This is a genomic window from Rhodococcus sp. ACT016 (assembly GCF_050477185.1).
In the GTDB taxonomy this organism is placed as follows: domain Bacteria; phylum Actinomycetota; class Actinomycetes; order Mycobacteriales; family Mycobacteriaceae; genus Prescottella.
This window is the reverse complement of record NZ_JBEAET010000001.1, coordinates 5,563,982-5,587,400: the sequence shown is the minus strand read 5'-3', so window position 1 is coordinate 5,587,400 and position 23,419 is coordinate 5,563,982. Positions and strand designations below refer to the sequence as shown.

The 23,419-nt window shown below is 68.5% G+C and carries 26 protein-coding genes and 1 tRNA gene; 6 read left to right on the top strand and 21 right to left on the bottom strand.

The window, feature by feature from the left end:
• Positions 1 to 113 precede the first annotated feature (113 nt).
• The 11 genes from ACQ5DX_RS25595 to ACQ5DX_RS25545 form a co-directional block, all read right to left on the bottom strand.
• A complete protein-coding gene (locus ACQ5DX_RS25595; RefSeq protein WP_430335267.1) occupies positions 114 to 971 on the bottom strand; it encodes a hypothetical protein in 858 nt (285 codons plus the stop codon).
• A 2-nt stretch (positions 972 to 973) separates the two neighbouring features.
• The gene (locus tag ACQ5DX_RS25590) at positions 974 to 1,306 is read right to left on the bottom strand and encodes a histone-like nucleoid-structuring protein Lsr2 (protein WP_430335266.1); all 333 of its coding nucleotides are present in this window, start codon (positions 1,304 to 1,306) and stop codon (positions 974 to 976) included.
• A 145-nt stretch (positions 1,307 to 1,451) separates the two neighbouring features.
• Entirely contained in the window at positions 1,452 to 1,868 is a 417-nt protein-coding gene (locus ACQ5DX_RS25585; protein ID WP_430335265.1) for a GlcG/HbpS family heme-binding protein, read from the bottom strand.
• Between the two features lie 84 nt (positions 1,869 to 1,952).
• Positions 1,953 to 2,687 (bottom strand): MBL fold metallo-hydrolase, encoded by a 735-nt coding sequence (locus ACQ5DX_RS25580; RefSeq protein ID WP_430335264.1) that lies wholly within the window; start codon positions 2,685 to 2,687, stop codon positions 1,953 to 1,955.
• A gap of 149 nt (positions 2,688 to 2,836) precedes the next feature.
• Positions 2,837 to 3,445 carry a TetR/AcrR family transcriptional regulator gene (locus ACQ5DX_RS25575; protein ID WP_430335263.1) on the bottom strand — a complete coding sequence of 203 codons (609 nt, stop codon included), beginning with the start codon at positions 3,443 to 3,445 and terminating at the stop codon, positions 2,837 to 2,839.
• A gap of 92 nt (positions 3,446 to 3,537) precedes the next feature.
• The gene (locus ACQ5DX_RS25570) at positions 3,538 to 5,229 is read right to left on the bottom strand and encodes an AMP-binding protein (RefSeq protein WP_430335262.1); all 1,692 of its coding nucleotides are present in this window, start codon (positions 5,227 to 5,229) and stop codon (positions 3,538 to 3,540) included.
• Positions 5,230 to 5,257: 28 nt separating this feature from the next.
• On the bottom strand, positions 5,258 to 6,061 hold the full coding sequence (locus tag ACQ5DX_RS25565; protein ID WP_430335261.1) for an enoyl-CoA hydratase/isomerase family protein: 804 nt from the start codon (positions 6,059 to 6,061) through the stop codon (positions 5,258 to 5,260).
• Between the two features lie 460 nt (positions 6,062 to 6,521).
• Positions 6,522 to 6,612 (bottom strand) — tRNA-Ser (locus ACQ5DX_RS25560).
• Positions 6,613 to 6,663: 51 nt separating this feature from the next.
• Positions 6,664 to 6,861, bottom strand: coding sequence for a CsbD family protein (locus ACQ5DX_RS25555; protein ID WP_430335260.1), 198 nt, complete (start codon positions 6,859 to 6,861; stop codon positions 6,664 to 6,666).
• 148 nt (positions 6,862 to 7,009) lie between these two features.
• Positions 7,010 to 7,468, bottom strand: a complete 459-nt coding sequence (locus tag ACQ5DX_RS25550) for a nucleoside deaminase (protein ID WP_430335259.1) — start codon at positions 7,466 to 7,468, stop codon at positions 7,010 to 7,012.
• Between the two features lie 16 nt (positions 7,469 to 7,484).
• Complete coding sequence (locus ACQ5DX_RS25545) at positions 7,485 to 8,024, bottom strand: tRNA adenosine deaminase-associated protein (RefSeq protein WP_430335258.1); 540 nt, start codon at positions 8,022 to 8,024, stop codon at positions 7,485 to 7,487.
• A 49-nt stretch (positions 8,025 to 8,073) separates the two neighbouring features.
• Between ACQ5DX_RS25545 and ACQ5DX_RS25540 the strand changes: the two genes are divergently transcribed.
• Together ACQ5DX_RS25540 and ACQ5DX_RS25535 are read left to right on the top strand one after the other, a co-directional pair.
• A complete protein-coding gene (locus ACQ5DX_RS25540; protein WP_430335257.1) occupies positions 8,074 to 9,039 on the top strand; it encodes a prephenate dehydrogenase in 966 nt (321 codons plus the stop codon).
• Entirely contained in the window at positions 9,036 to 10,373 is a 1,338-nt protein-coding gene (locus ACQ5DX_RS25535; protein WP_430335256.1) for an amidase, read from the top strand. Before ACQ5DX_RS25540 ends, ACQ5DX_RS25535 begins: the two co-directional genes overlap by 4 nt.
• Positions 10,374 to 10,382: 9 nt before the next feature.
• Here ACQ5DX_RS25535 and ACQ5DX_RS25530 read toward each other — a convergent pair whose 3' ends face one another.
• The 9 genes from ACQ5DX_RS25530 to ACQ5DX_RS25490 form a co-directional block, all read right to left on the bottom strand.
• A complete protein-coding gene (locus ACQ5DX_RS25530) occupies positions 10,383 to 10,967 on the bottom strand; it encodes a putative glycolipid-binding domain-containing protein (protein WP_430335255.1) in 585 nt (194 codons plus the stop codon).
• A gap of 28 nt (positions 10,968 to 10,995) precedes the next feature.
• The gene (locus ACQ5DX_RS25525; RefSeq protein ID WP_430335254.1) at positions 10,996 to 12,120 is read right to left on the bottom strand and encodes a hypothetical protein; all 1,125 of its coding nucleotides are present in this window, start codon (positions 12,118 to 12,120) and stop codon (positions 10,996 to 10,998) included.
• Positions 12,121 to 12,191: 71 nt separating this feature from the next.
• Entirely contained in the window at positions 12,192 to 13,151 is a 960-nt protein-coding gene (locus ACQ5DX_RS25520) for an urease accessory protein UreD (protein WP_430335253.1), read from the bottom strand.
• Entirely contained in the window at positions 13,148 to 13,768 is a 621-nt protein-coding gene (gene ureG / locus ACQ5DX_RS25515) for an urease accessory protein UreG (RefSeq protein WP_430335252.1), read from the bottom strand. Before ureG ends, ACQ5DX_RS25520 begins: the two co-directional genes overlap by 4 nt.
• Positions 13,769 to 13,797: 29 nt before the next feature.
• On the bottom strand, positions 13,798 to 14,493 hold the full coding sequence (locus ACQ5DX_RS25510; RefSeq protein WP_430335251.1) for an urease accessory protein UreF: 696 nt from the start codon (positions 14,491 to 14,493) through the stop codon (positions 13,798 to 13,800).
• Positions 14,494 to 14,498: 5 nt separating this feature from the next.
• Positions 14,499 to 16,223: an urease subunit alpha gene (gene ureC, locus ACQ5DX_RS25505; RefSeq protein ID WP_430335250.1), complete on the bottom strand. Its 1,725-nt coding sequence runs from the start codon at positions 16,221 to 16,223 to the stop codon at positions 14,499 to 14,501.
• A complete protein-coding gene (locus ACQ5DX_RS25500; RefSeq protein ID WP_430335249.1) occupies positions 16,220 to 16,639 on the bottom strand; it encodes an urease subunit beta in 420 nt (139 codons plus the stop codon). Before ACQ5DX_RS25500 ends, ureC begins: the two co-directional genes overlap by 4 nt.
• 19 nt (positions 16,640 to 16,658) lie before the next feature.
• On the bottom strand, positions 16,659 to 16,961 hold the full coding sequence (locus tag ACQ5DX_RS25495; RefSeq protein WP_430335248.1) for an urease subunit gamma: 303 nt from the start codon (positions 16,959 to 16,961) through the stop codon (positions 16,659 to 16,661).
• Between the two features lie 31 nt (positions 16,962 to 16,992).
• A complete protein-coding gene (locus tag ACQ5DX_RS25490; RefSeq protein WP_430335247.1) occupies positions 16,993 to 17,994 on the bottom strand; it encodes an urea transporter in 1,002 nt (333 codons plus the stop codon).
• 252 nt (positions 17,995 to 18,246) lie between these two features.
• On the opposite strand from ACQ5DX_RS25490, the gene ACQ5DX_RS25485 reads away from it, so the two are divergent.
• A complete protein-coding gene (locus ACQ5DX_RS25485; RefSeq protein WP_430335246.1) occupies positions 18,247 to 20,742 on the top strand; it encodes an ATP-dependent Clp protease ATP-binding subunit in 2,496 nt (831 codons plus the stop codon).
• Between the two features lie 50 nt (positions 20,743 to 20,792).
• On the opposite strand, the gene ACQ5DX_RS25480 is transcribed toward ACQ5DX_RS25485, so the two are convergent.
• Positions 20,793 to 21,101 carry an alkylmercury lyase gene (locus tag ACQ5DX_RS25480; RefSeq protein ID WP_430335245.1) on the bottom strand — a complete coding sequence of 103 codons (309 nt, stop codon included), beginning with the start codon at positions 21,099 to 21,101 and terminating at the stop codon, positions 20,793 to 20,795.
• A 62-nt stretch (positions 21,102 to 21,163) separates the two neighbouring features.
• Here ACQ5DX_RS25480 and ACQ5DX_RS25475 point away from each other — a divergent pair, with 62 nt between their 5' ends.
• The 3 genes from ACQ5DX_RS25475 (at position 21,164) to ACQ5DX_RS25465 (ending at position 23,387) form a co-directional block, all read left to right on the top strand.
• A complete protein-coding gene (locus tag ACQ5DX_RS25475; RefSeq protein ID WP_430335244.1) occupies positions 21,164 to 21,685 on the top strand; it encodes a hypothetical protein in 522 nt (173 codons plus the stop codon).
• An 85-nt stretch (positions 21,686 to 21,770) separates the two neighbouring features.
• Entirely contained in the window at positions 21,771 to 22,934 is a 1,164-nt protein-coding gene (locus tag ACQ5DX_RS25470) for a DNA cytosine methyltransferase (protein WP_430335243.1), read from the top strand.
• Positions 22,935 to 22,982: 48 nt separating this feature from the next.
• The gene (locus ACQ5DX_RS25465; protein WP_430335242.1) at positions 22,983 to 23,387 is read left to right on the top strand and encodes a very short patch repair endonuclease; all 405 of its coding nucleotides are present in this window, start codon (positions 22,983 to 22,985) and stop codon (positions 23,385 to 23,387) included.
• Positions 23,388 to 23,419: the final 32 nt, after the last annotated feature.

Below are 23,419 nucleotides of genomic sequence, written 5' to 3'. Positions count from 1 at the left end.
TTTAGTTGCTTATCGGCAAGCATACTCCTTTCGGTGCGGGAACCCCGAACGAACGACAGGACCCCTCCCCGATCGGTTCGGGAAGGGGTCCTGTTCGGCGCGTCCGAGGACGGTCAGCCCTGCTTGGCGGTCTTCACGATCGGCAGCACGCGCTGCTGGTTGTCGACCCATTCGCGCATCACGACCATCTCCTCGCGGCGCTGCACCGAGTCCCAGGTGGCCATCTCGATGTTGCCGACCAGGTTCTGGCTCTCCTTGACGACACGCTCCCGCTTGGCCTGCACCACCCGGTCCCGGTAGCGCTTGACCGAGATGCGCAGGTCCTGGATCGCGTCGATCTCGCTCTTGATGGCCTCGACCGGCCGCACGACGTCGTCGTCGAGTTCGGCCGGATCCTCGATGCCCGCCGTCACCAGGCGCTGCTTGAACAGGTGAATGCGGTACAGGTCGTTGTGGATCCTGCGCGCCACGTCGTCGAGCTTCTCGTGCGTGATCCGGATCGCGCCCACGTCCCGACCGGCCCAGTCGAGGAACGCCTTGAACAGCGCCACTTCGGTGGCCAGGTAGACCAGCAGGGCCACCTCGGTGAGCACCTTCGGGTCCTCGGGGTGCGGGCGGCTCTTGACGCTGAGCAGTTCACCCTTGACCAGGACCTCGTGCTTGGGGAACACGCGGTGCAGCAGGTCGAGGTAGACGGCCGGGCTCACCTTCTTCGCGCGGATGCGCTTGATCCCGTACTCGTAGTGCGCCGTCCACTCCCCGCCGTCCTTGGGGATGTCGTAGAGGAACACCCGGATCGGATCACCGTGCGAGAACGAGACATCCGAGACCTTCGAGTCGTCCTCGGCGTCGGTGTCGTCGGCGTCGGAGTGGACGTCCACGGCGTCGACGTCCGACGTCAGCTCGTCCGAATCCCCCTCGACCGGTTCCGGCACGGCGTCGTCCGCCGCGCGCTTACTGACGGTCGCCATCGCTAGTGCGCGGCCGCGTACGCCTTGACGATGTCAGCCGCGATGCGGCCCCGCGTCGAGACGGTGTAGCCGTTGCGGGTGGCCCACTCGCGGATCTCCGGGGTGCTGGCGCCGTCGGCCGCGGGCTTCGCGGCGCGGGTGGCCTGGCGTCCAGCCACCTTGGTCGCGTGCCGGATGTAGTAGTCCATCTTGCGATGGAACTCGGTGGCGTTCTTGTCGTTCAGGTCGATCGTGTACTCGACGCCGTTGACCGCGAAGCTGATCGTTTCGCCGCCGAAGTCGATGGGCTCACCATCAAGATCATCGATGAGCTCGACAATTACTTTCTGTGCCACGTGTTTCTCCCGAGGTTTGCCATCCAGCTGCATCGGAAGCCTACGGGACAACGCAACGCACAATTCGACGCGGATCGAGGTTTTTCGCGTCGACGTTCGGCGGGCTGTCTCACCGGGCGGATCGATCCAGATCGATGGGCGACTGTCAGTGGACGGCGAGGCCTGCCTGCGCGTACTCGACGTCCTGCTCCGGCTGCGCGCCGCTGACGCCGATACCGCCGACGACCTGGCCGTCGACGATCACCGGCAGGCCGCCCGGCAGCGTCGTCAGGGACTGGAGGACCTGGCCGTCGATCAGGTCGACGAGCGCGGGATGGGCATCGGCCAGCCCCGAGTACGCGGTCGTCGGGATACCGATCAGAGCCGCCGTCACCGCCTTGGCCCGAGCCACACCGGGCGTGAACCACGCGGCGCCGTCATCGCGGACCACCAGCAGGTCGTGTCCGCGCGTGTCCACCACGGTCACGCTGACCCGGTTGCCGTCCCGTCGCGCGGCGTCGAGCGCGGCATCGGCCGCTGCCCTGGCCGCCGCCAGATCGAATCGCGCCTGATTTCCTGCCATCCCGAACTGCCTCCCACCATTTCCGTTTGCGGCCGCCCGGATCGAACGACCCCTATATGACTACTCGACGCGCCCTCACGGCTGTCAGTTCGCCTGGGGCGACGGCGCGAACGGGTCGGTGGCGGACCGGATTCGCTCGTGAGCGTCGACGCGCACGACTTCACCGTGACCGAATCCCGCGATCTGCGCGTTCGTCGCCGCAATCTTCGCAAGGCATCGGGCCGCCGCCTCCCGATCGGTGTTGAAGACACCGAGGATCACCTGGCCGTCGAACTCGGCGACCGCGTCACCGGTCAGGACCGCGTCGGCATCGGGCAGGTACAGCGCGATGCTCCCGGGAGTATGGCCGGGGACGCCGATGACACGCGCCCCGCCCGCGAAGTCCAGGACGTCGCCGTCGCGCACCTGGCGGTCGACTCGGCACGGCGGGCCGTGGGGCGACTCGTCGATCTCGGCGTGGATCGTCTTCTCGAGCTCCGTCAGCCGAGGGAGCGGACCACGCTGCTCCCCCGACACATAGGCCGCGTTGCCGGCGCCGGCCACGACCTCGACGGCCGACCACCCCGCGATCTCCGCAGCGGAGCCGACGTGGTCCTCGTGGAAGTGCGTGAGCACGATCCGGTGCACGTCGGCCCGTTGCCGACCCAGCGCCGCGATCGCGTCGGCGATCAGTTCGGCGCTGTCCGGCCAACCGGTGTCGACGAGGGTCACCCCGTCCGCGCCGAGCCAGAGGTAACAGTTGAGCAGGTGCGCCGGACCCGTCGGGATCCGGAGGCGATGCAGGGACGGTGTCAGCTGTTGCAAGTCAGGAGCGGACATACCGTGACGCTATTCAGGCGTCCGCACAATGTCCGCTGATTTCGTTCTCGGCGAACAGCTTTCGGTCAAAGTGGTCTTTTGGCGCAGCATCCACTGGCCGACTTCGGCGAACCCTCCGCCCCTCACCTACAAGGTGCGGGGCGGAGGGTTCAGGTCTGAGTCGACCGAGTTTCAGCGCGGGGTCCAGCGACGCCGTGCAGGAAGATCGTCCAGGTCTGCTCCAGCACGGAAGTCAGAGAGCCGGACTCAGGCCGGTACCAGCGGGGGATGCTGTTGAGGGCGCCGTAGAGCAGTTTGGTGGCGTTGACGGCGTCGATGTCGCGAACCGTGCCATGTTCCTGCGCCGTCTGCAGCAACTGCCGGGCAGGCTCCTCGTGGTCTCGCAGGAGGCGCGCTGTCGTCGGGTTGTCGCTCACGGCATCGATGCTGGAGACAATGAGTCGACCCAAGGGCGACTCGATGGCAATCTCCACGTGGGCTTGGGCCCTCATCTTCAGCAGTTCCAGCGGATCGGTGGTGTCGCCGGCCAACTCGTCGGCGCGCCGGTCGATGCTGGCTAAGACCGATGCAAGCACGCTTGCCACCAGATCGTCCTTGCTGGCGACGTAGTAGTAGAGACTTGCCTTCGATAGACCGACCCGTTCGCCGACCTGTTCCAACGTTGCCGCTGTGATCCCGTACTCGGCAAACACCTGGCCGGCAGCCTCGACGATCTGCTCTCGCCGCAGTTCTTGGCGCAGCGTCTTGCGAGCGGCCATGCGCGATTACCTCCTGTCGCGGACGGTGCTCCGTCGGTGGGTATCGGTCCGAGGAAGGATATCGATCGGCGGCGGCCCCAGACACGGGGAGGTCAGCGTGCAACGCCGAGCTCGACCTCCATGGCCTGGCGCATGCGGAACTTCTGCGCCTTCCCCGTGACGGTCATCGGGAAGACTTCGACAATTCGGAGAAACTTCGGCACCTTGAAGTGCGCCATCCGCTCCCGACAGAATTTCCGCAACGCGTCTTCGTCGACCTCGCGGCCCGGCTCGGTGCGGACCCAGGCACACACCTGCTCACCAAAGGTGTCGTCGTGGACACCGAAAACCTGTGCGTCCAGGACGTCCGGGTGCTGTAGCAGGGTGTTCTCGACCTCCCTGGGATAGATGTTCTCCCCGCCCCGGATGATCATGTCCTTGACCCGGCCGATGATCCGACCGTAGCCGCCTGCGTCGAGCGAGGCGAGGTCGCCGGTGTGTATCCAGCCGTCGGTGTCGACGGCCTCTCGAGTTCGCTCCTCATCGTTCCAGTACCCGAGCATGACCGAATACCCACGGACGCACAGCTCTCCGTCTTGACCGACCGGCACGGTCTTCCCGTCATGGTCGATGATCTTGACCTCCACGTGGGGATGAACCTGACCGACGGTCTCATATCGCGTTTCGATCGGGTCGTCGATCGAGGTCTGGAACGATATGGGGCTGGTTTCGGTCATGCCGTAGCAGATGGTGAGTTCGGTGAGGTTCAACTCTGCGGCGCAACGGCGCATCAGCCCCGCCGGGCAGGGAGCGCCTGCCATCACCCCGGTCCGCATCCTGGACAGATCCCGCTGCTGCCCTTGCTGACTCGCGAGCATTGCAAGGAACATCGTAGGAACGCCATACACGGCGGTGCAGCGTTCCTGTTCCAGCGCAGTCACCACCTGGTCGGGGTCGAACGCCGCGCCGGGAAAGACCACCGTGGCACCTACCCCAGCACAGCCGAGAGTCCCTGCCACCATGCCGAAGCAGTGGTACAGCGGGACCGGAACACACAGCACGTCCTCGGACACAAGGCGCTGGCCGGAAACGATGAATCGGCTGTTGTTGACGATGTTGCGATGGCTGAGCGTAGCCCCCTTCGGAGCTCCCGTCGTGCCTGACGTGAACTGGATGTTGATCGGTTCGTCGGGATCGAGATTCGCCTCGATCCGGTCGAGCTCGGCAATGGCCTCTGGACCCACTTCACGCAGCAGCGAGTCGAAGGCCAGGCAGCCGAGTGTCGGTCGATCGGTCATCTCGATCACGACTCGCAAGTCCGGCAGACGCTCAGCGTTCAGGGCACCCGGCACGCACGACGTCAGTTCTGGCGCCAACGACTGCAGCATGACGGCGTACTCGCTGCTCTTGTGGCGGGTAGCCATGACCAACGCTGCGCACTCGGATGTGCGTAGCGCGTGGGCAGCTTCGTTCTCGCGGTAGGCCGGATTGATCGTGACGAGCACCAGGCCGATGCGGGCCGAGGCGAACTGCGTCAGCACCCACTCGGGCCGATTCGGTGACCAGATCCCGATTCTGTCGCCTGGACGTAGACCGAGGCCGAGCAGCGACGAGGCCATCTGATCGACCTGCTTTGCGAAGGCGGCCCATGTCCAACGAACCTGCTGCTCGGTGAACACGAACGCTTCCTGGTCCCCCCAGGTATCAACGGCGCGACGCAAAACCCGGTCGACGGTCAGGTCCTCGAGTGGCTGGCCAGCTTCGCCTCGCACCTCGGACAGCCCTGTCTGTGTTCGTGATGCCACGGTGCTTCTCCTGTCGGTGCTCGCAAGATCACAACGCGGTCGCATGGCTGCCGTAGCGGCCACGATCGGTCTTGTCGTAGAACGACTGCAAACGCTGGGGCACCTCGTCACGCGAGGCGACGCTGTATCCGTTGAGCGCCTCGATCCGCAACTGGTCATCGAGATCGCGGCCGATCATGTCGAGGATCGTCTCCTTCGCCGATCGCACCGCGGTCTGGTCGTTGCGCAGGATCTGGCGGGCGATCAGTTCAGCACGCTCCATCAGCTGGTCGTGAGGGACGACCTCGGTCACCAAGTTCCACTGGAGCGCGGTCTGCGCGGTGATCGGTTCGGCGGTCAGCAGCATCTGCATGGCCACACCGACGCCGGCAGAGTTCACCAGGCGAGGGATGCCGCCGTCGCCGTGATGGAATCCGCGCCGACCCTCGAAGGAGCCAAAGCGGGCGTTCTCCGAGGCGATGCGGATGTCGCAGGCCAAGGCGGTCTCGAAGCCGCCGGCCAGGGCCCAGCCATTGACCGCGGCGATGATCGGCTTGCTGGTGCGGTGCAGGCCGCGGGTCAGGCCACCGAGGCCGTCCTTGACAACGGACCGCACCTGCTGGGGCGTGGCACCCGGCCACCGGGTCATGTAGTGCTTCAGATCGGCTCCGGCGCAGAACGCATCGCCGGTTCCGGTGAGAATCGCCACGTCGACGCTGTCGTCCGCGTCGAAGTCCTGCCAGATCTGCCAAAGGCGGGCGTGCAGTTCGGGATTGATCGCATTCTTGGCCTCGGGCCGGTTGAGGCGGACGAAGGCGATGCGATCACGGGTGGAGTACTCGGCGACGGCCATGATGAAATCCTTTCGACTGATGGTCGAAAAGTAGATCGTCGGTCGAATGAAGTCAATACCCGAAGAGCCCCTTGGCCTTCCACCACCGACACGTGCCGCTGGTCTCGAAACCGCTATCGATGGGTGGGGAGCTCGGCCGCAACTTCATGGGCCGCACGAGATGACCGACGCGTGGCACACCAACCCGCCCGGCGGTGGCAACACCACCGCCCTGGAGATCGATGCCAGATGAAAGTTATTGCGGGAGAACATATATTGCGCCCCATCGGCCGACTCGAGAATGCCTCAGTCAGAGCTGCAGAAGTGGGCGTGTGGAGCATCGACGCTCGGACTCAGCAGCCTCGACACTGCCGGCGGATTCGGCGGACAGTGAGACGTGCCGCGGCCTGCACGGCAGCGCCGAGCCCGATCCAACTTGGGCACAAAAGAGCCCCCCACCTGCACGCAGGTGGGGGGCTTTTGGCGGTGGCGGAGGGATTTGAACCCTCGGTACGGGGTTACCGTACACAGCATTTCGAGTGCTGCACCTTCGGCCGCTCGGACACGCCACCGCCGAGAACTGTACCGGAGTCGGCGCTCAGCCCGAAATCGGCAGGTCAGCGTCACTTTCCGGTGAGTTTGTCCTTGGTTGTCGAGGCGGCGTCCTTGACCTTCTCACCTACGTCCTTGGCGGCGGATTTGATCTGATCGCCCTTGCCTTCGCTCTCCAGCTCTTCGTTGCCGGTCGCCTTGCCGGCGGCCTCCTTGGCCTTGCCGCCGAGGTCCTCCGCCTTGTTCTGTGCCTTGTCTCCGATTCCCACGAGTCACCTCCGTGAATCTGGTCCAACCGCCGGGGCGGTTGCGGTGCCACTCGAGCACCTACCTCCACCCCAGCACGATTCGTCCGAGCCTGCCGGGAAGCATCCGATCAGACGTGCCGAATCGAACACATAACTGCTGGTCAGGAGCTCAACGCTGGCCCTCGAAAAACTTCTCGAGCAGTCCCGCGCATTCGTCCTCGAGGACGCCGGCCCGCACCTCGGGCCGGTGGGTGAGCCGCCGGTCGCGGACCACGTCCCACAGCGAACCGACCGCCCCCGTCTTGGGTTCCCACGCCCCGAACACCACCCGCTTGACGCGGGCGAGCACCAGCGCGCCCGCACACATCGTGCACGGTTCGAGCGTCACCGCGAGCGTCGCGCCCTCGAGCCTCCACCCGTCGCCGTGGACGCGGGCCGCCTCCCGCAGCGCCAGGATCTCGGCGTGTGCGGTGGGGTCGCCCGCGGCCTCGCGGGCGTTCGCGGCGCGCGCCAGTTCCACCCCGTCCGCGTCGAACACGACGGCGCCGACGGGTACGTCGAATTCCGAGGCCGCGGCAGCTGCGTCCAGAGCGGCACGGATCATCCGCTCGTCGTCCTGCAGGGTCACGCTCGGCTGCCTGGGGTCAGCGCGGCAGCTTGTCGAGCGCCGACGACAGCTCGGACTCGAACCCGCAGCGCTCCGCGATCATCGTCAGCTGCTCGTCTGGGTACAGGTCGGTCTCGGCGACGATCACGCCCATCACGGCGTCGGGCAGCCCGAGATCCGACAGGACCCCCAGATCGCCCTCCTCCCACGGCTCGACGTCGTCGAGCTCGTCGGGGTCGATGTCGGGGATGTCGATGTTGAGCGACTCGAGGACGTCGGCCGCGATGTCGTAGTCGATGGCCGCGGTCGCGTCGGAGATCAGCAGGCGAGTGCCCGTCGGCGCGGGCCGCACGACGACGAAGAACTCCTCGTCGACGTCGAGCAGGCCGAACACGGCGCCGGAGCTACGCAGCTCGAGCAGTTCCTTCTCGGCGGTCCGCAGGCTCGTCAGCGACCCACCGGTGAGCGGCGTACATTTCCAACGGCCTTCCTCGCGGACGACGGCGATACCGAAGCCGTCCAGGTCCTCCATCGACCCAGCGGAGGCGCTGTTGTTGTTCGCGCGCTGTGCACCCATGCGCGCAACGGTAGCCCGCGCAGCGCCTCCATACGAAGTCCAGTGACAAATGTGTCAACCTGTTCGAGTGGCTGTCTCCGTTTCCGCACCTCCCGTCTGTGTTCTCGGCCTGGGCCTGATCGGCGGATCCCTGCTTCGCGCGGCGGTTGCCGCGGGCCGCGACGGGTGGGGCTGGAACCGCTCCGCCGGCGCGGTGGACGCCGCCCGCGACGACGGATTCGACGCCGACACCGACCTGGTCGCGGTGCTGCGCCGCGCCGCCGACGCGCGCGCCCTGCTGGTGGTCGCGGTGCCGATGCCGGCCGTGGACGCGACGCTCGCCGCGATCGCCGAGCACGCCCCCGACTGCCCGATCACCGACGTGGTGAGCGTCAAGGCCGAGGTGGCCGCGGCCGTCGCCCGGCACGGCCTGCAGGACCGATTCGTGGGCGGGCACCCGATGACCGGGACGTCGCAGTCCGGCTGGGAGGCCGGCGACGCCGCGCTGTTCGAGGACGCGGTGTGGGTGGTGGGCGCCGACGACGGCGTCGACCCGACGATCTGGTCGCAGGTGGCGCAGCTGGCCCTGGACTGCGGCTCGGTGGTGGTGCCCGCCGAGTCCGCCGAGCACGACGCCGCCGTGGCACGCGTCTCGCACCTGCCGCACGTGCTCGCCGAGGCGCTCGCGTTGTCCGCCGCGGCGGGCGGCGATCTCGCGCTGGGCCTGGCGGCCGGCTCGTTCCGCGACGGCACCCGCGTCGCCGGCAGCGCACCCGCACTGGTGCGGGCGATGTGCGAGGGCAACCGCGACGCGCTGCTGACTGCCCTCGACGAGACCCTCGACGTCCTGACCCGGGCCCGGGCCGAACTCGCGGAGAAGCAGACCGTGGCCGGTCTCGTCGAACCCGGATACGAGGCCCGGCTGCGCTACGAGAACCACGAGCGCTGGACGATCACCGGCATCGAACCGGGCTCCGAGAACTGGCTCGAGCGGATGCGCGACGCCGGACGCCGCGGCGGGGTGCTGCGCCCGTGAGCCTGCGCGAGATCGCCCAGCGCCTGGCCAAGCGCGAGACGACGTCGACCGAGCACGTGCGGGCCACGCTCGACGCGCTCGACGGGCTGCTCGGGACGCCGTGGGAGAACCTCGTCGCCGCGCGGCACGATGCTGCGGCGCTCGAGGCCGCGGCCCGCGCGGACGCCGCGATGGCCGCCGGGGACTGGATCGGACCGCTGCACGGCGTCGCCGTCGCGGTGAAGGACAACATCGACGTCGCCGGGATGCCGACGCGCTGCGGCAGCGCCGTGCTCGCCGACGCCCCGCCCGCCACCGTCGACGCCCGGATCGTCGCGAAGCTGCGGGAGGCCGGCGCGATCATCGTGGCCAAGACCCACCTGCACGAGTTCGCCTACGGCCCGACGGGCGCGGTCAACGCGTCCGGCCCGGCCGCGCACCCGCACGACCCGACGCTCATCACCGGCGGCTCGTCGTCCGGGTCGGCGGCGCTGGTCGCGCGGGGTGTCGTGCCGCTGGCGCTGGGCACCGACACCGGCTGCAGCTCGCGGACCCCCGCGGCGCTGTGCGGCATCGTCGGGATGAAGCCGAGCTTCGACGCGCTGCCGACGTCGGGGGTGTTCCCGCTGTCGACCACGTTCGACCACATGGGCCTGCTGGCCGCCGACGTGCTCGACGTGTCGCTGGGATGGGGCGCGATCCCGGGCATCGCGCATGTGCGCACCCCGGTCGCGGGCCTGCGGGTGGGACGGTTGCGCGGCGACAACTGGGACATCGCCGACCCGGCCATCGCCGCCGCCGTCGACACGGCCGGCCGCGCCCTCGGCGATGCGGGCGCCGAGGTGCTCGACGTCGAACTCCCCGAGACGGAGCAGTTGCTGGCGGCCTACCCGATCGTCACCGGCTCGGAGGCCTACGAGACGCACCGGCGGTGGTTCGAGTCGACCCCCGAGCGCTACCAGTCGGCGACCGCCGCGTTGCTGGCGGCGCAGAAGGATCGGCCGGCCGTCGAGTACGTGCACGCGATCCGCACCGTCGAACGTCTTCGCCGCCAGGCACTTTCGCGGCTGCGCGGCGAGCTGGGCCTGGACGCGCTGCTCACCGCGACCACGCCCCTGCGGGCGGTCACCCAGCGGGATGCGCTGTCGCCCGACCCGGCGGTGGCGCGAACCCCGTTGCTGCGGATGTGCATTCCGTTCAACACGCTCGGTGTCCCGGCGATCTCGGTACCCGTCCCGGTCGACGACGGCGCACCGGTGGGGGTCCAGGTGATCGGGCTGCCGACCACCGCGGGTGGGCACGGGTCGCATCCGGCGGAGTCGGTGGCGCTCGCCTGCGCGCTGGCCGTCAGCTGAGGCCGACCGTCAGATCCGCTCCGCCAACCCCGGGTAGTCGAGCACGAAGCCGTCCTCATCGACCGTGACGGACGACGACGACACCGGCGAGAGCACGTGGATGCCGTCGGCGCCGCTGCTGTAGGTCAGCGACGCCTCCTGCACGGCGAGGTCGGGCAGGTTGACGTACACGACGGGCACCTGGATGTCCTCGGACTCGTGCTGCATCCCGAACCGGCGGATCGGCAGCGCGTTGAAGAACGGGCTGAGCACGACGTCGACGTCCTTCGCGCCGGCGAACCCGGACCGCAGGTGGGTGGTGCCGGTCTCGACCATCCACACGCCCTCCTCGTCGCGGCTGATCGACATCTGCCGCTCCCCCGACGCCAGCGCGGTGCGCAGCGACAGCCGTCGGGTGACGCCGTTCTCGTCGGTGACGAGGTCGTAGGACGCGCTGAACGCGGGATGGTCGGGGCAGTTGCCGCCGATGATGCGCCCGGCCGCCTTGATCCGGTTTCCGCTCACCTGCACGCGTACGGACTCCATGCGCGGCGCGGTGTGGGCGCGCCACGTCAGGACGGCAGGCCAGGACGACGCGGGGCTCGGATTGCTCACGGTGTCTACGGTAAGCGACGAAGGGCCATCAGGTGGCCTGTGCGGACGGGACCGGTTCGCGCGGGTCGTCATTCACTTGAGCCACCGACTGCGCGCCGCGCTCGAGCAGCAGGATGTGCCGCGAGAACACCACCAGCGCGGTCAGGCCGACGCCGACGTTGATCAGCGCCCCGAACTCCTCGGCGACGAAGTTGAAGACCTCGGTGAGCAGGATCGTCACCAGCGCCGCGGCGCGAAGCATGCGTACCGGCCAGGTCTTGCCGCTGCGCAGGTTGGCGATCGCGGTCCAGCACAGCGTGAACGCGATGATCGAACCGCACATCTGACCGATCGTGGTGATGTCGGTGCCGGTGTCCCCGGCGAGGTCGTCGGACAGCGTGACCACCGCGTTCACCACCCCGGCGGTGGAGAACAAGGCCAGGGCGATCGCGGCGGTCCACAGGGCGCGGGTGCCGTCGAGCACGCGCGGCAACGGTCCGCGCAGACGGGCGAGCACGGTATCGGCGCGTCCGACGGATCGGGGCTCGCACCGGGACAGCAGTTCCTCCACGCACGCGATCGCGGTCGGATCGACACCCGCGGCCGCGGCGCGGCGCAGCTGACGCTGCGCCTCGGCCCGCCGGGGCTCGGTGAGTCCATGGATCAGCCCGTCGGCCGCAGTGCTGGCGGCGTTGACGAGGGCCTCGGCGGTGGTCGGCGGCCGGGCGTCGTTCAACCAGCGGTTGAGCAGCAGCAGCGCAACGATGACGACGTACATGATCGCCACGGCCGGCTGGAAGAAGTAGTCGTTCGTCTGGGTAACGAATTTGCCGACCTCGTCCAGGAAGAGGCCGAACCCGATGCCACCGGCGACGACGGCCACGATCCGCGGCAGGTCACCGAGGAACGAGAAGACGACCACCAGCGCGGCGACCATTCCCAGCCCGCCCCACAGCGCATGCGCGATGTGCAGGGTCGCGCCGCCGATCTGAGGGAAACCCGTGGCGTACAGGTAGGCCCGGGTGACGAGGATCGTGAGAATCCCGATGACGACGAACGCCTCGACGAGGGCTCCGGCGTGCGCGTCACGCAGCAGTCGCGGACGTCGCGCAGAGGCCGGGCGTTCGGCGGAATCCAACGCAGCGGTCACTTGGTACACGGCCCTTTCGGTCATGGGCGGTCGTACCACCCGTTGTCGCACCGCTCACCGTAGGCGACGAACCGCCCCCAGTCCGGGTGGCGCGGTCAACACTTGCGCAGCGCCGGGGCCGGTACACCGATCAGCAGTTCGCGCGCGGCGTTCCAAGCGGTTCGCATCGCGGCGCGCGCAGCGTCCGGATCGTCGTCGAGCATGCGGACCCACGCGCCGCACTCGTGGGGCAGGACGCTCACCCCCGCCCACCCGGACGTTGCGCGCAGCGCCTCCACCAGCGCATCGGCGACGTCGGGCGCGGAGCGGAGCCTGGTGACCACGAACAGGCTGGACATGATGGTGGTTCCGGCGAACACCGCGGGTCCCGTGACCGAGCACAGATCGGGCGCGAGTCGCACCGTGTCGACGACGACGAGTTCGCCGCCCGGCCGGTGCAATTCGAGGTCCGTCGCCAAGACGTCGTACCGGTGTCTCTCGTCGCGCGCGAGCCGGCCGGCGTAGATCGTCTCGCCGACCAGGACGGTGGCCGACGGATCTGCGGTGACGACCGTGCGCTGGAAGAGACGCGACCGGCGGAACGGGATCACCGGATCCGGGAGGTACTCGACGTATGCGTCGACGCCGGCGTCGATGGTGACGAGTTGGGTCGCGTAGTCGGTGTCCATGGTGTGCACCTTGGTGGCGGCCTGGGTGGTCACGTGGACCGCGGTGTGCGCGCCGCATCGGACATCGAGTCGCAGACGATCCGCCTGCACGATCCCGCCGCCGGTCGACATCACGTACACGACCGGCAGGTCCGGGCGGCGCGGATCGATGTAGAGCGGGCGCATGATCTGCAGCGGCGACTTCTGGTAGCGCCGGGCCAGTTCGCTTCGGCCGCCGCGATATTCGAATCCGAGTTCGAGCAGCCCGACCTTGCCGGGCCGCCCGACCGCGAGCGTGTCGGGGCGGCCCCGGAATCGTCGGACGACGTCCGGGACCCACTCCGGTTCGTAGTGCGCGGGCGCGAACCGGTCGACGGGAGCTGCCGTCGAGTCGAGTAGACCGGTCATGCGGTGACGCGTCGACGACTGTCCAGGAAGTCGGCGACGTACTGCACACCCTCCCCCGTCAGGCTGTTGGTCAGCGCCACGGGGCGGTCGTCGCGCACCCGTCGGGCGTCGGCCTCCATCACCGCGACATCGGCCCGAACGTACTGCGCGATGTCGATCTTGTTGATCACCAGCAGATCCGAGTCCGTGATGCCGGGTCCGCGTTTCCGCGGCATCTTGTCGCCCTCCGCGGTGTCGAGCACGAACAGGAACATGTCGACCAGCACCGGGCTGAACGTCAAAGTCAGGTTGTCACCGCCCGATTCGTACAGCAGGGTGTCGACCTCTGGGAAGCGGTCGAGCAGTTCGGCCCCGACGGCCAGATTCATCGTCGGGTCGTCCCGGACCGCGGTGTGCGGGCAGGAACCCGTCTCCACACCCACCACGTGGTCGGCGTCGAGCACGCCGGCGAGCGTGCGCCGCACGTGCAGCGCGTCCTCCTGTGTGTAGATGTCGTTCGTGATGACGGCCGGTCTATGGCCGCGCTGCACCAGCATCGGCACCAGCGCCTCGATCAGGGCGGTCTTGCCCGACCCCACGGGGCCTCCCACCCCGACCCGTAATACGTCTTGCGCCATGTCTTCTCCTTCTCCGACGGATGTGCTCGTCACGTCGTGAACAGGCGTGCGGTTGCCCGCTCGTGCCGGCCCGACATGACATCGGCCATCGGCGCACAGCCGCCGAGATCGGCGAGGGTGCGTCCGACCGCGTCCTCGCTCACCTCCGCGATCACGGGGGCGGTCTCTCGCAGCAGCACCTGCGCCGTTACGTGATCCGCGAGCCGCAGTCGCAGTGCCGCACCGGCGAAACTCGCCGAGTACGCGAACAATTCGCTCGCCACGGCCTCTTCCACGTCGACGCCGGCCGCGGCGTACACCACCCCGGCGGCGACCGCCTGACAGCCGGGCACCCGACGCTCGGCGACCATCGCGGCGTATCGCTCGACGGCCGGCGAGCCGAACACCGTGGCCGCCACCTGAACCAGCTGTCGTCCCGTCCGGGTCGCGGCCGTGCGCAGTTCCCGGTTCAATTTCGTTGCGTACAAACGGTGGTCGGCGGCTGCGACGAGGTCCCAATCCCCCGACAACGCGCCGCGATGCGCGAGGGCCGACGCGACGCCGTCGGCGGGCCCCACCGAGTGCCTCAGCAGGTCGGCGAGCAGGGCGGTGAGTGTCTGCCCGTCCACCCGGCGGGCTTCGGCGTATCCCTCGAGCCCGTGCGACAGCGTGTAGAGGCCGCTGGGGAAGGCCGAGTCCGCGAGTTGCAGACACCCCAGCAGTTCGATCACCCGACCTCCCGCCATGCCGGTCACACCACGTAGAAGAGCTGGGTCAGCGGAAGCGTCTGCGCCGGTTCGATCGTCGCCGGCTCGCCGTCGAGCGTCACCCGATAGGTGTCCGGGTCGACCTCGATGTGCGGTAGGGAACTGTTGCGCACCATGTCCTGTTTGGCCACCGATCGCGTGTGGAACACCGGCGACACGTGACTGCTCAGCCCCAGCAGTGTCGGGACGTCGGCGTCGATGGCGGCCTGCGACATGAACGTCAGCCGGGTCGCGGCGGCGGCCTTGCCGAGCGCACCGAACATGGGCCGGTAGTAGACGGGCTGCGGTGTCGTGATGGAGGCGTTCGGATCCCCCATCCACGACCAGCACACCAGGCCGCCCTTCACGACCACGGACGGCTTGGCGGCGAACGAGTTGATCGGCCACAGCACGATATCGGCGAACTTCCCGGGCTCGAGGGAGCCGACCTGCAGGGCCGTTCCGCTCGCGAGCGCCGGGTTGATCGTCATCTTCGCGAGATACCGGAGCACCCTGGCGTTGTCGTTGCGGTCGCTGTCCCCGGGCAGCTTGCCGCGCTGGTCCTTGCAGTGGTGCGCGGTCTGGAACGCACGGATCCAGCTTTCTCCCACTCGTCCCATCGCCTGCGAATCCGACGAGAAGATCGACAGCACCCCCTCGTCGTGCAACACCGTCTCGGCGGCGATCGTCTCGGCGCGCACGCGGGAGTCCGCGAACGACACGTCCTCGGGGATCCCGTGACTGAGGTGATGGCACACCATCACCATGTCGAGCAGCTCGTCGACCGAGTTGATCGTGTAAGGCAGCGTCGGGTTCGTCGACGCCGGAAGCACGTTCGGCTCGCCCGCGATCCGGAGAATGTCCGGCGCGTGCCCGCCGCCGGCGCCCTCCGTGTGGAACGTATGGATCGCGCGACCGTCGATCGCCGAGAGAGTGTCCTCGTAGAACCCCGACTCGTTGAGGGTGTCGGTGTGCACGGCCACCTGCACGTCGTAGATGTCGGCGACGCGCAGCGCCGCGTCGATCGCCGCGGGAGTGGCGCCCCAGTCCTCGTGCACCTTGAGCCCGCACGCCCCCGCCTCGACCTGCTCCGAAAGCGATTGCGGAAGTGAGCTGTTCCCTTTACCCAACAGGCCGACGTTCACCGGTAGCTCGTCCACCGCGCGCAGCATCTGCGCGATGTTCCACGGCCCCGGGGTGCAGGTGGTCCCCTTCGTACCGTCCGTGGGGCCGGTGCCGCCACCGATGAAGGTGGTGATGCCGTTCGACAGCCCCTCTTCGACCTGTTGCGGGCAGATGAAGTGGATATGGGTGTCCACGCCTCCCGCGGTTGCGATGAGGTGCTCACCGGCGATCACGTCCGTCCCGGCTCCGATCACGAGACGCGGGTCGACGCCGTCCTGCGTGTGCGGGTTCCCGGACTTGCCGATACCGACTATCCTCCCGCCCTTGACTCCGATGTCCCCCTTGACGATCCCCAATACGGCATCCATCACCACGACGTTCGTGATGACGAGGTCGAGGGCACCCTGCACGTCGTTGGTCGCGGGATCCTGCGCCATCCCGTCACGAATCGACTTGCCACCCCCGTACACCGCCTCGTCGCCGTAATGACCTTCGTTGTAGTCACTTTCGATCTCCACGACGAGATTCGTGTCGGCGAGCCGGAACCGGTCGCCGACGGTGGGCCCGTAGAGCGCGGTATAGGATTCCCGCGGCATTCTCGTCACCGTGATTCACCCTCTCGCCCGGAGCGCTCCGGGCTCTCGTTGCGCTTCGAGTCCTTGAAATTGCGCTCGGCGGCCCTGCGTAGCGCCGCGAGTCTCGTATCGGCGGCGGCGATTCCTCCGTTGACCAGGTTGCTGAACCCGACCATGCGCCCGTTCCCGCCGTACGTGCACAGCGGCACCTCCCTGGTGTCGCCGGGTTCGAAGCGGACGGCCGTTCCGGACGGGATGTCCAGACGCATCCCGTAGGCGGCCGCGCGATCGAACTCCAACGCCCGGTTGGCCTCGAAGAAGTGGTAGTGCGAGCCCACTTGGATCGGCCGGTCACCGGTGTTGGCGACCCGGACCGTCGCCTTGCGCCGGCCCACGTTGATCTCTATCGGCTCGTCACCGCAGATGTATTCGACGCTCTGCACCATCGGACTGCCCTCTCTCGCTTCAGCCGACCGGATCGTGGCACGACACGAGCTTGGTCCCGTCGACGAATGTCGCCTCCACCTGGATCAACGCCGTCATTTCGCGAACTCCGTCCATGACGTCGTCCGCCGACACCACCTGTTTGCCCAGTTCCATGCATTCGGCCACCGTCCGACCGTCGCGCGCACCTTCGACGATGGCGTCGGAGATGAGCGCGACGGCCTCCCCGTAGTTGAGCTTGAGACCTCGGGCGCGGCGGCTGCGCGCGAGGTCCGCGACCATGTGGATGTACAACTTGTCGATCTCTCGCGGACTCAGGTTCACGGTTACCACTCCTTCACGGTCGGCGACGAATTCAATTGCGCTGCAATCTCGGCAGCGCCGGGACTGCAAGAAGGAAAAGCATGGTGATCAGTACGAACGGCCACGTGAGGGTATGGCCGCCCATGGGGGCGAACACATCGGTCAGCGCACCGGTGACGCCGGTGGAGGCAGCCGACCCGATCACCGCGTAGGCCACGCTCCATCCACTGGCGACCACGAACACGGCGGTCAGCGCTATCGACACGAGCACGGCGTTGTAGCCGAGCAGGCCGGACCGAACGTCCGCGGCGGGTGAACCCAGCGCCCAGGCCGCCACGATGCCAACCACGCTGCCGAGCGCGGCCGACAGTGCCGCCGGACGACTCGCCACGAAGATCCCCGCCAGGAACAGCAGCCCCACGTACCACTGAGGCATGAAGAAGATCTGACCGAAATCCGCGAAGAACGCCCGCCACAGATCGCCCCAATCCAGGGTCGTCGGCCCCTCGGCGGATTGCGCGAACGCGGCAATCTCCGGACGGCCGTGCCACAACCGCTCGAACTCCGGGGCGGCGATCGTCATCGCCGACGCCACCATGCAGAACGGAAGTGTCAGCGTCGGCAGCTCCCATGTCCCCAGCAACGTGACGAGCGCCGAGGTCACCACGGCGACCGCGACGGCGCCGCCGAGCGCGAACAGCCAACTCGAGAGGTGACCCGGGCCGAGGAACACCACGGCGGCGAGCGCGACCAGGCAGCCGTTGAATCCTTCGAGTCCCGCCGTCACCCGGTCGGCGCGCACGCCCCACACCGCAGCGGTGAGCGTGGCGGCGGCGCTCCCTGCCAATCCTGCGAGTCCGTACTGCCATCCGGCGGCGAACAGGGCCACCGCGAAGAACACTCCGCACAGCGCGCTCGGCATGAAGTCGACCTGCGCCAGCCCCCGCAACACCGGCAACACCACAGCGTCCGGGGAGAAGCGCCGACGACCCTGGTCGCCCGTCTCGGGATCCCCGTCGCCGGTCGACTCTCGCTCTCCTGAAATCCGATTCATCGACGCCTCCACAGCCCGTCGTGATCGGCGCCGCCGGAAGGCTGGTGTGTGGGCTGCCGTGGCGCGAACACACCGGTCGACCGCAGCGGAAACTTCGTGCCTCGCGATCAACGATACGGTCGCCGGGCAACGCGGCCAACCGCCGCGGCCTTTACTTTCCCCCGCTGCGGTCGCAAGGTTGAGTGAGTCCGCCTGAGCAGTGCGGACGAGTCCGAACCAGATTGCTGTGACCAGAGATTTGGAGGATAGGACATGACCGAAGGTTGGGGTCGCATGGACAGTCCCTTCGATGACATTTTCGCGAGGTTCTTCGGATCAGGGTTGTCGTCCCAGCCCCCGGTCCAGCGCGTCGACCTCGGAAGGCTCCTCAACGACGGCGCGCGACGGCTGATCGCCACGGCCCGCGACGCGGCCACCGAGTGGGGCAACTCCGAGATCACCCCCGAGCACCTGCTCTACGCCGCGGCGCAGAACGATCCCACGCGCGGCGTGCTCAGCAGCATCAATCTGGATCCGGACGAGCTGGCGTCGAAGATGGCCGAGCACCTCGACAAGCACGGCACCCCGAAGACCGCCGCCGGCGCGCCGAGCCTGAGCCCGTCGGCGAAGCTCGCACTGCGGACGGCCCAGCAGCAGGCGAGCGAATCCGGCAGCAGCTACATCGGCCCGGAGCACATCCTGATCGGCATCGCCGCGAACTCCGAGAGCCCCGCCGGCAAGGCGCTGCTCGGTGCGACCATCGAAGGCGAGAAGGCCTCGACCCCACCGAGTTCCACGCCGACGCTCGACGAGTACGGCCGCGATCTCACCGCCGAGGCCCGCGCCGGCAACATCGACCCGGTCGTCGGGCGCGCCAACGAGGTGGAACAGACCATCGAGATCCTCTCCCGCCGCCGCAAGAACAACCCGGTCCTCATCGGCGATCCCGGTGTCGGCAAGACCGCGATCGTCGAGGGCCTGGCGCAACGCATCGTGAACGGCGACGTGCCGTCGACCCTCACCGACCGCCGCGTCGTCGCGCTCGACGTCGGCTCGCTCGTCGCGGGCACCAAGTACCGGGGCGAGTTCGAGGAGCGGCTGACGAAGATCCTCGACGAGGTCAGGGCCCACTCGAACGAGCTGGTGCTGTTCATCGACGAGTTGCACACCATCGTCGGCGCGGGCGCGGGCGGCGAAGGCGCGATGGACGCCGGCAACCTGCTCAAGCCGGCCCTGGCCCGCGGCGACCTGCACGCGATCGGCGCCACCACGATCGACGAGTACCGCAAGCACATCGAGAAGGACGCCGCCCTCGAGCGCCGCTTCCAGCCGGTGCTGGTGGCCGAGCCGTCGGTCGACGACACCATCGAGATCCTGCGCGGGCTCGTCGACAGCTACGAGGCGCACCACCAGGTGCACTACAGCGACGAGGCGCTCGTCGCCGCCGCCGAACTGTCCGACCGGTACATCACCGACCGGTTCATGCCCGACAAGGCGATCGACCTCGTCGACCAGGCCGGGGCGCGCGTCCGGCTGCGCACCCGCACCCCGGACGTCGACACCCGCACCGCGGAGGAGGAGATCGCCCGACTCAAGCGGGAGAAGGATTCCGCCGTCGGTCAGGAGGACTACGAGCGCGCCAACGACCTCAAGCGGGAGATCACCGACGCCCAGGAGAGGTTGGGCACGACTCCCGACGAGACCACCCCCGAGGTGACGGTCGAGGACATCGCCCACGTCGTGTCCCGGCAGACCGGAATCCCGGTGGCGGACTTGACATCCGAGGAACGCGATCGGCTGATGCGACTGGAGGACGTCCTGCACGCCCGGGTGATCGGGCAGAACGAGGCCGTCACCGCGGTGGCGGAGGCGGTGCGCCGATCCCGTGCCGGCCTCTCGGACCCGAACCGCCCCATCGGCTCGTTCCTCTTCCTGGGCCCCACCGGCGTAGGCAAGACGGAGACGGCGAAAGCGTTGGCCGAGGCCGTGTTCGGGGACGAGAACCGGATGATCCGCTTCGACATGAGCGAGTTCCAGGAGAAGCACACGGTCTCCCGGCTGGTCGGCGCCCCGCCCGGGTACGTCGGCTACGAGGAGGCCGGGCAGCTCACCGACAAGGTGCGACGGCAGCCGTATTCGGTGGTGCTGTTCGACGAGGTCGAGAAGGCACACCCGGATGTATTCAACGTGCTGCTGCAGCTCCTCGACGACGGCCGGGTCACCGACGCGCAGGGACGCACCGTCGACTTCAAGAACACCATCGTCATCCTCACCAGCAACATCGGCTCCGACCTCATCCTCGGGGCCAAGGGTGAGGACGTCGAAGACCTGGTGCCGACGCTGATGGAGCGGCTGCGGTCGCACTTCCGACCCGAGTTCCTCAACCGGATCGACGAGACCATCGTCTTCCACCGGCTCGACCAGACGGAGCTGCGGCAGATCATCGAGCTCATCCTCGAAGGCACGCGGCGGCAGCTGCACGCCCAGAACGTCGAACTCGACATCACCGACGACGCCGTCGACTGGCTGGCAGAGAAGGGCTACCAGCCGGAGTTCGGGGCCCGGCCGCTGCGCCGCACCATCCAGAAGGAGCTCGACAACCGGCTGGCCGGGCTGCTGCTCTCGGGTGAACTCGAGCCTGCGGACACCGTCCGGGTGTCGGCGAACGGCGGGCTCGAACTCGGCGTCGTGCACCAGGACGGCGCCGAGGGGTCGCTGCCCACCAACACGGAGGCCACCTCGGCATCGGGGAGCGGCGCCGAGTCCTGACGCGGACACTCACGCCGCGAACGCCTGGCGGCGCCCCTTTCGGGCGCCGCCTAGCTTCTCGCGCGCAGTACCTCGGTCAGTTGCTCGACAGACGGCAGCCCGGCCAAACCGGCCTCGGTGCGATAGACGCGGCATGCGAGTTCGGTCACCGGCACCGCATCCGCGAAGGCATCGGCACCGTCGATGAGGAGCGTGGGCGATCCGGCGAACGGCGATGCAGCTGCCTCCTCGTCCGTCTCGATCCGTCGATACTCGATCTCGACAGCCGCTCGTCCTGCGGCGATCGCCGCCGCCCGGACACGGTCGGCGGCCTCCATCCAGTTCGGGCACGCCTCGAAATACAGGATCTCCACCTTCATGCCCGCGATACTCCCTCCCGCCCGGCTGGGGCGTTCGTGTGACTCGAGTATCGTCCTCGCTGATGGACGTGTTCGCTCGGGCGGTTGCAGCCTTGCGCGCGGCGGGGTGGGTTCACGAGCCCGCTCCGGTGGCGCCGCTCTCGGCGCCCGGCGTCCTGGGCTCGTTCCCGCCCGCGATGCAGGCCTGGGCATCCTCGTTCTCGCGGTTGTCGAGCCCGGACGACGCAGTCTGGTTCCTGTCGCTCGGCGACTACACGGATTCACCGGACAGCGCGTTCGCGTGGAACGAGTTCGAGACCATCAGCCGCGACTCCGCCATGAGCGACGACGACGAGGTCGCCGTCTCGGAGTTCTGGCGGCGTCACTGCCCGATCCTGTACTCCGTTCGCGGGGAGTACTCCTACCTGGCAGTCGGCCTCGACGGCGAGATCGTCCACGGCGCGGAACCCGAGTTCGAGTCGACGACCGCTGTCGCGGACAGCCTCGTCAGCCTTCTCGAGCAGATCGCACACCGAATCGAGCCGCACCACGGGGTCGTCGAGAGGTTGCTGTTCCGCGCGGGAGGAACCGAATCAGCGGGCTGAGGAGTCGGCCGGCGGCGGTGTGACTCGGAGCCGTCGGAGATCTCGAGTAACGTGCTCCTGGTATTTGTGCGTGAGGAAGGGTGCCGTGACGTCGACCGGGAACATGGTGGGGCTGTTCGCCGGCATCGGTGGGGTGGAGTTGGGCCTGCGCAGCCACGGCTGGGAGACCGAACTGCTGTGTGAGATCGACCCGGGCGCGCAGCAGGTTCTGCGGACCCGGTTCGCGGACGTCGAACTGCACGGAGACGTCACGAAGCTGCGGTCGCTGCCGCAGGGCACCGAGCTGGTCGCGGCCGGATTCCCGTGCCAGGACCTGTCCCAGGCCGGCAAGACGGCCGGCATCACCGGCGCCCGATCGGGGCTCGTCGACGAGGTGTTCCGGCTGGTCAAGCGCAAGAAGGGCCCGCGCTGGCTGCTGATCGAGAACGTCCCGTTCATGCTGCAGCTCGGCCGCGGCGCCGCGATGCGCCACATCACCGACGCGCTCGAGGACCTCGGCTACACGTGGGCGTACCGGGTGGTGGACGCGCGCGCGTTCGGGCTACCGCAGCGGCGTCAGCGCGTGCTGATGCTCGCGTCGCGCACCGACGATCCCCGTGAGGTGCTGTTCGGGCAGGACGCCGGCGCCCCGGAGGAGGGCGATCCGTCGCAGTACCCGTGCGGGTTCTACTGGACCGAGGGCATCCGCGGGCTCGGCTGGGCCGTCAACGCGGTGCCCACGCTCAAGGGTGGTTCGACGGTGGGCATCGCGTCGCCGCCGGCGGTGCGGCTGCCGTCGGGCGAGATCGTCACTCCCGGCCTGATCGACGCCGAGCGCCTGCAGGGCTTCGACCCCGACTGGACGGCCCCCGCCACCGAGGTGAAGGGGATCCGCCACGGGCACCGGTGGCGCCTGGTCGGCAACGCCGTGAGCGTGCGGATGGCCGAGTGGGCGGGCGGACGCCTCACCGACCGCATCCCGTACAGCCCCGACCACGAGACGCCGCTGAAGCCGGGCGACGCGTGGCCCAGCGCCGCGTGGGGACGGAACCGGCAGGCCTTCCGGGTGCACGAGTCGCACTGGCCGGTCCACGAGCCGTACGAGGACCTCAGCGGCTTCCTCGAGCACGCGCAACTGCTGTCGGCGCGCGCGACCGCCGGGTTCCTCAAGCGCGCACGCACCGGCAGCCTGCGTTTCGTGCCGGGTTTCCTCGACGACGTCGAGAGCCACCTCGACCGCATGGGCGGCTACCCGGAGGCGGTCGCCTGAGACCGCCGCGAGGAGCAGGCGCCTGACACCGGTGCGAGGATGGTGGCGATGCCGTCCACCGATCCCCTGACCAGCGCCCGCATGCGGAAGCAGCGCCGACGCGACACCGCGCCGGAGGTGGCGCTGCGCCGCGAACTGCACCGTCGCGGGGCTCGATTCTTCGTCGACCGGGCGCCGCTGCCCGGTCTGCGCCGACGGGCCGACCTGGTGTTCCCGCGCAAGCGCGTGGCGGTGTACGTCGACGGCTGCTTCTGGCACAGCTGCCCGCAGCATGCGACCTCCCCCAAGAACAACGCCCAGTGGTGGGCGGACAAGTTGGCCGCCAACGTCGTTCGCGACCGCGACACCGACACCCGGCTCGAAGCCGCCGGGTGGCATGTGGTGCGGATCTGGGAGCACGAGGACCCGACGGATGCAGCCGATCGGGTGCAGGCGGCGCTGACCGGCGGCTGAACAAACCCGAACCGCCTGCGGTGCAAGCAAAG

Excerpts from the sequence above, each read along its gene's own strand:
- ACQ5DX_RS25525 (WP_430335254.1), bottom strand. The coding sequence starts at position 12,120 with ATGACCGAAAGGGCCGTGTACCAAGTGACCGCTGCGTTGGATTCCGCC.
- ACQ5DX_RS25465 (WP_430335242.1), top strand. The coding sequence starts at position 22,983 with ATGCCGTCCACCGATCCCCTGACCAGCGCCCGCATGCGGAAGCAGCGC.
- ACQ5DX_RS25500 (WP_430335249.1), bottom strand. The coding sequence starts at position 16,639 with ATGGTGCAGAGCGTCGAATACATCTGCGGTGACGAGCCGATAGAGATC.
- ACQ5DX_RS25475 (WP_430335244.1), top strand. The coding sequence starts at position 21,164 with ATGGACGTGTTCGCTCGGGCGGTTGCAGCCTTGCGCGCGGCGGGGTGG.
- ACQ5DX_RS25565 (WP_430335261.1), bottom strand. The coding sequence starts at position 6,061 with ATGGCCGTCGCCGAGTACTCCACCCGTGATCGCATCGCCTTCGTCCGC.
- ureG (WP_430335252.1), bottom strand. The coding sequence starts at position 13,768 with ATGGCGCAAGACGTATTACGGGTCGGGGTGGGAGGCCCCGTGGGGTCG.
- ACQ5DX_RS25485 (WP_430335246.1), top strand. The coding sequence starts at position 18,247 with ATGACCGAAGGTTGGGGTCGCATGGACAGTCCCTTCGATGACATTTTC.
- ACQ5DX_RS25480 (WP_430335245.1), bottom strand. The coding sequence starts at position 21,101 with ATGAAGGTGGAGATCCTGTATTTCGAGGCGTGCCCGAACTGGATGGAG.
- ACQ5DX_RS25580 (WP_430335264.1), bottom strand. The coding sequence starts at position 2,687 with ATGTCCGCTCCTGACTTGCAACAGCTGACACCGTCCCTGCATCGCCTC.
- ACQ5DX_RS25575 (WP_430335263.1), bottom strand. The coding sequence starts at position 3,445 with ATGGCCGCTCGCAAGACGCTGCGCCAAGAACTGCGGCGAGAGCAGATC.
- ACQ5DX_RS25585 (WP_430335265.1), bottom strand. The coding sequence starts at position 1,868 with ATGGCAGGAAATCAGGCGCGATTCGATCTGGCGGCGGCCAGGGCAGCG.
- ACQ5DX_RS25510 (WP_430335251.1), bottom strand. The coding sequence starts at position 14,493 with ATGGCGGGAGGTCGGGTGATCGAACTGCTGGGGTGTCTGCAACTCGCG.
- ACQ5DX_RS25490 (WP_430335247.1), bottom strand. The coding sequence starts at position 17,994 with ATGAATCGGATTTCAGGAGAGCGAGAGTCGACCGGCGACGGGGATCCC.
- ACQ5DX_RS25540 (WP_430335257.1), top strand. The coding sequence starts at position 8,074 with ATGTGTCAACCTGTTCGAGTGGCTGTCTCCGTTTCCGCACCTCCCGTC.
- ACQ5DX_RS25545 (WP_430335258.1), bottom strand. The coding sequence starts at position 8,024 with ATGGGTGCACAGCGCGCGAACAACAACAGCGCCTCCGCTGGGTCGATG.
- ACQ5DX_RS25595 (WP_430335267.1), bottom strand. The coding sequence starts at position 971 with ATGGCGACCGTCAGTAAGCGCGCGGCGGACGACGCCGTGCCGGAACCG.
- ACQ5DX_RS25520 (WP_430335253.1), bottom strand. The coding sequence starts at position 13,151 with ATGACCGGTCTACTCGACTCGACGGCAGCTCCCGTCGACCGGTTCGCG.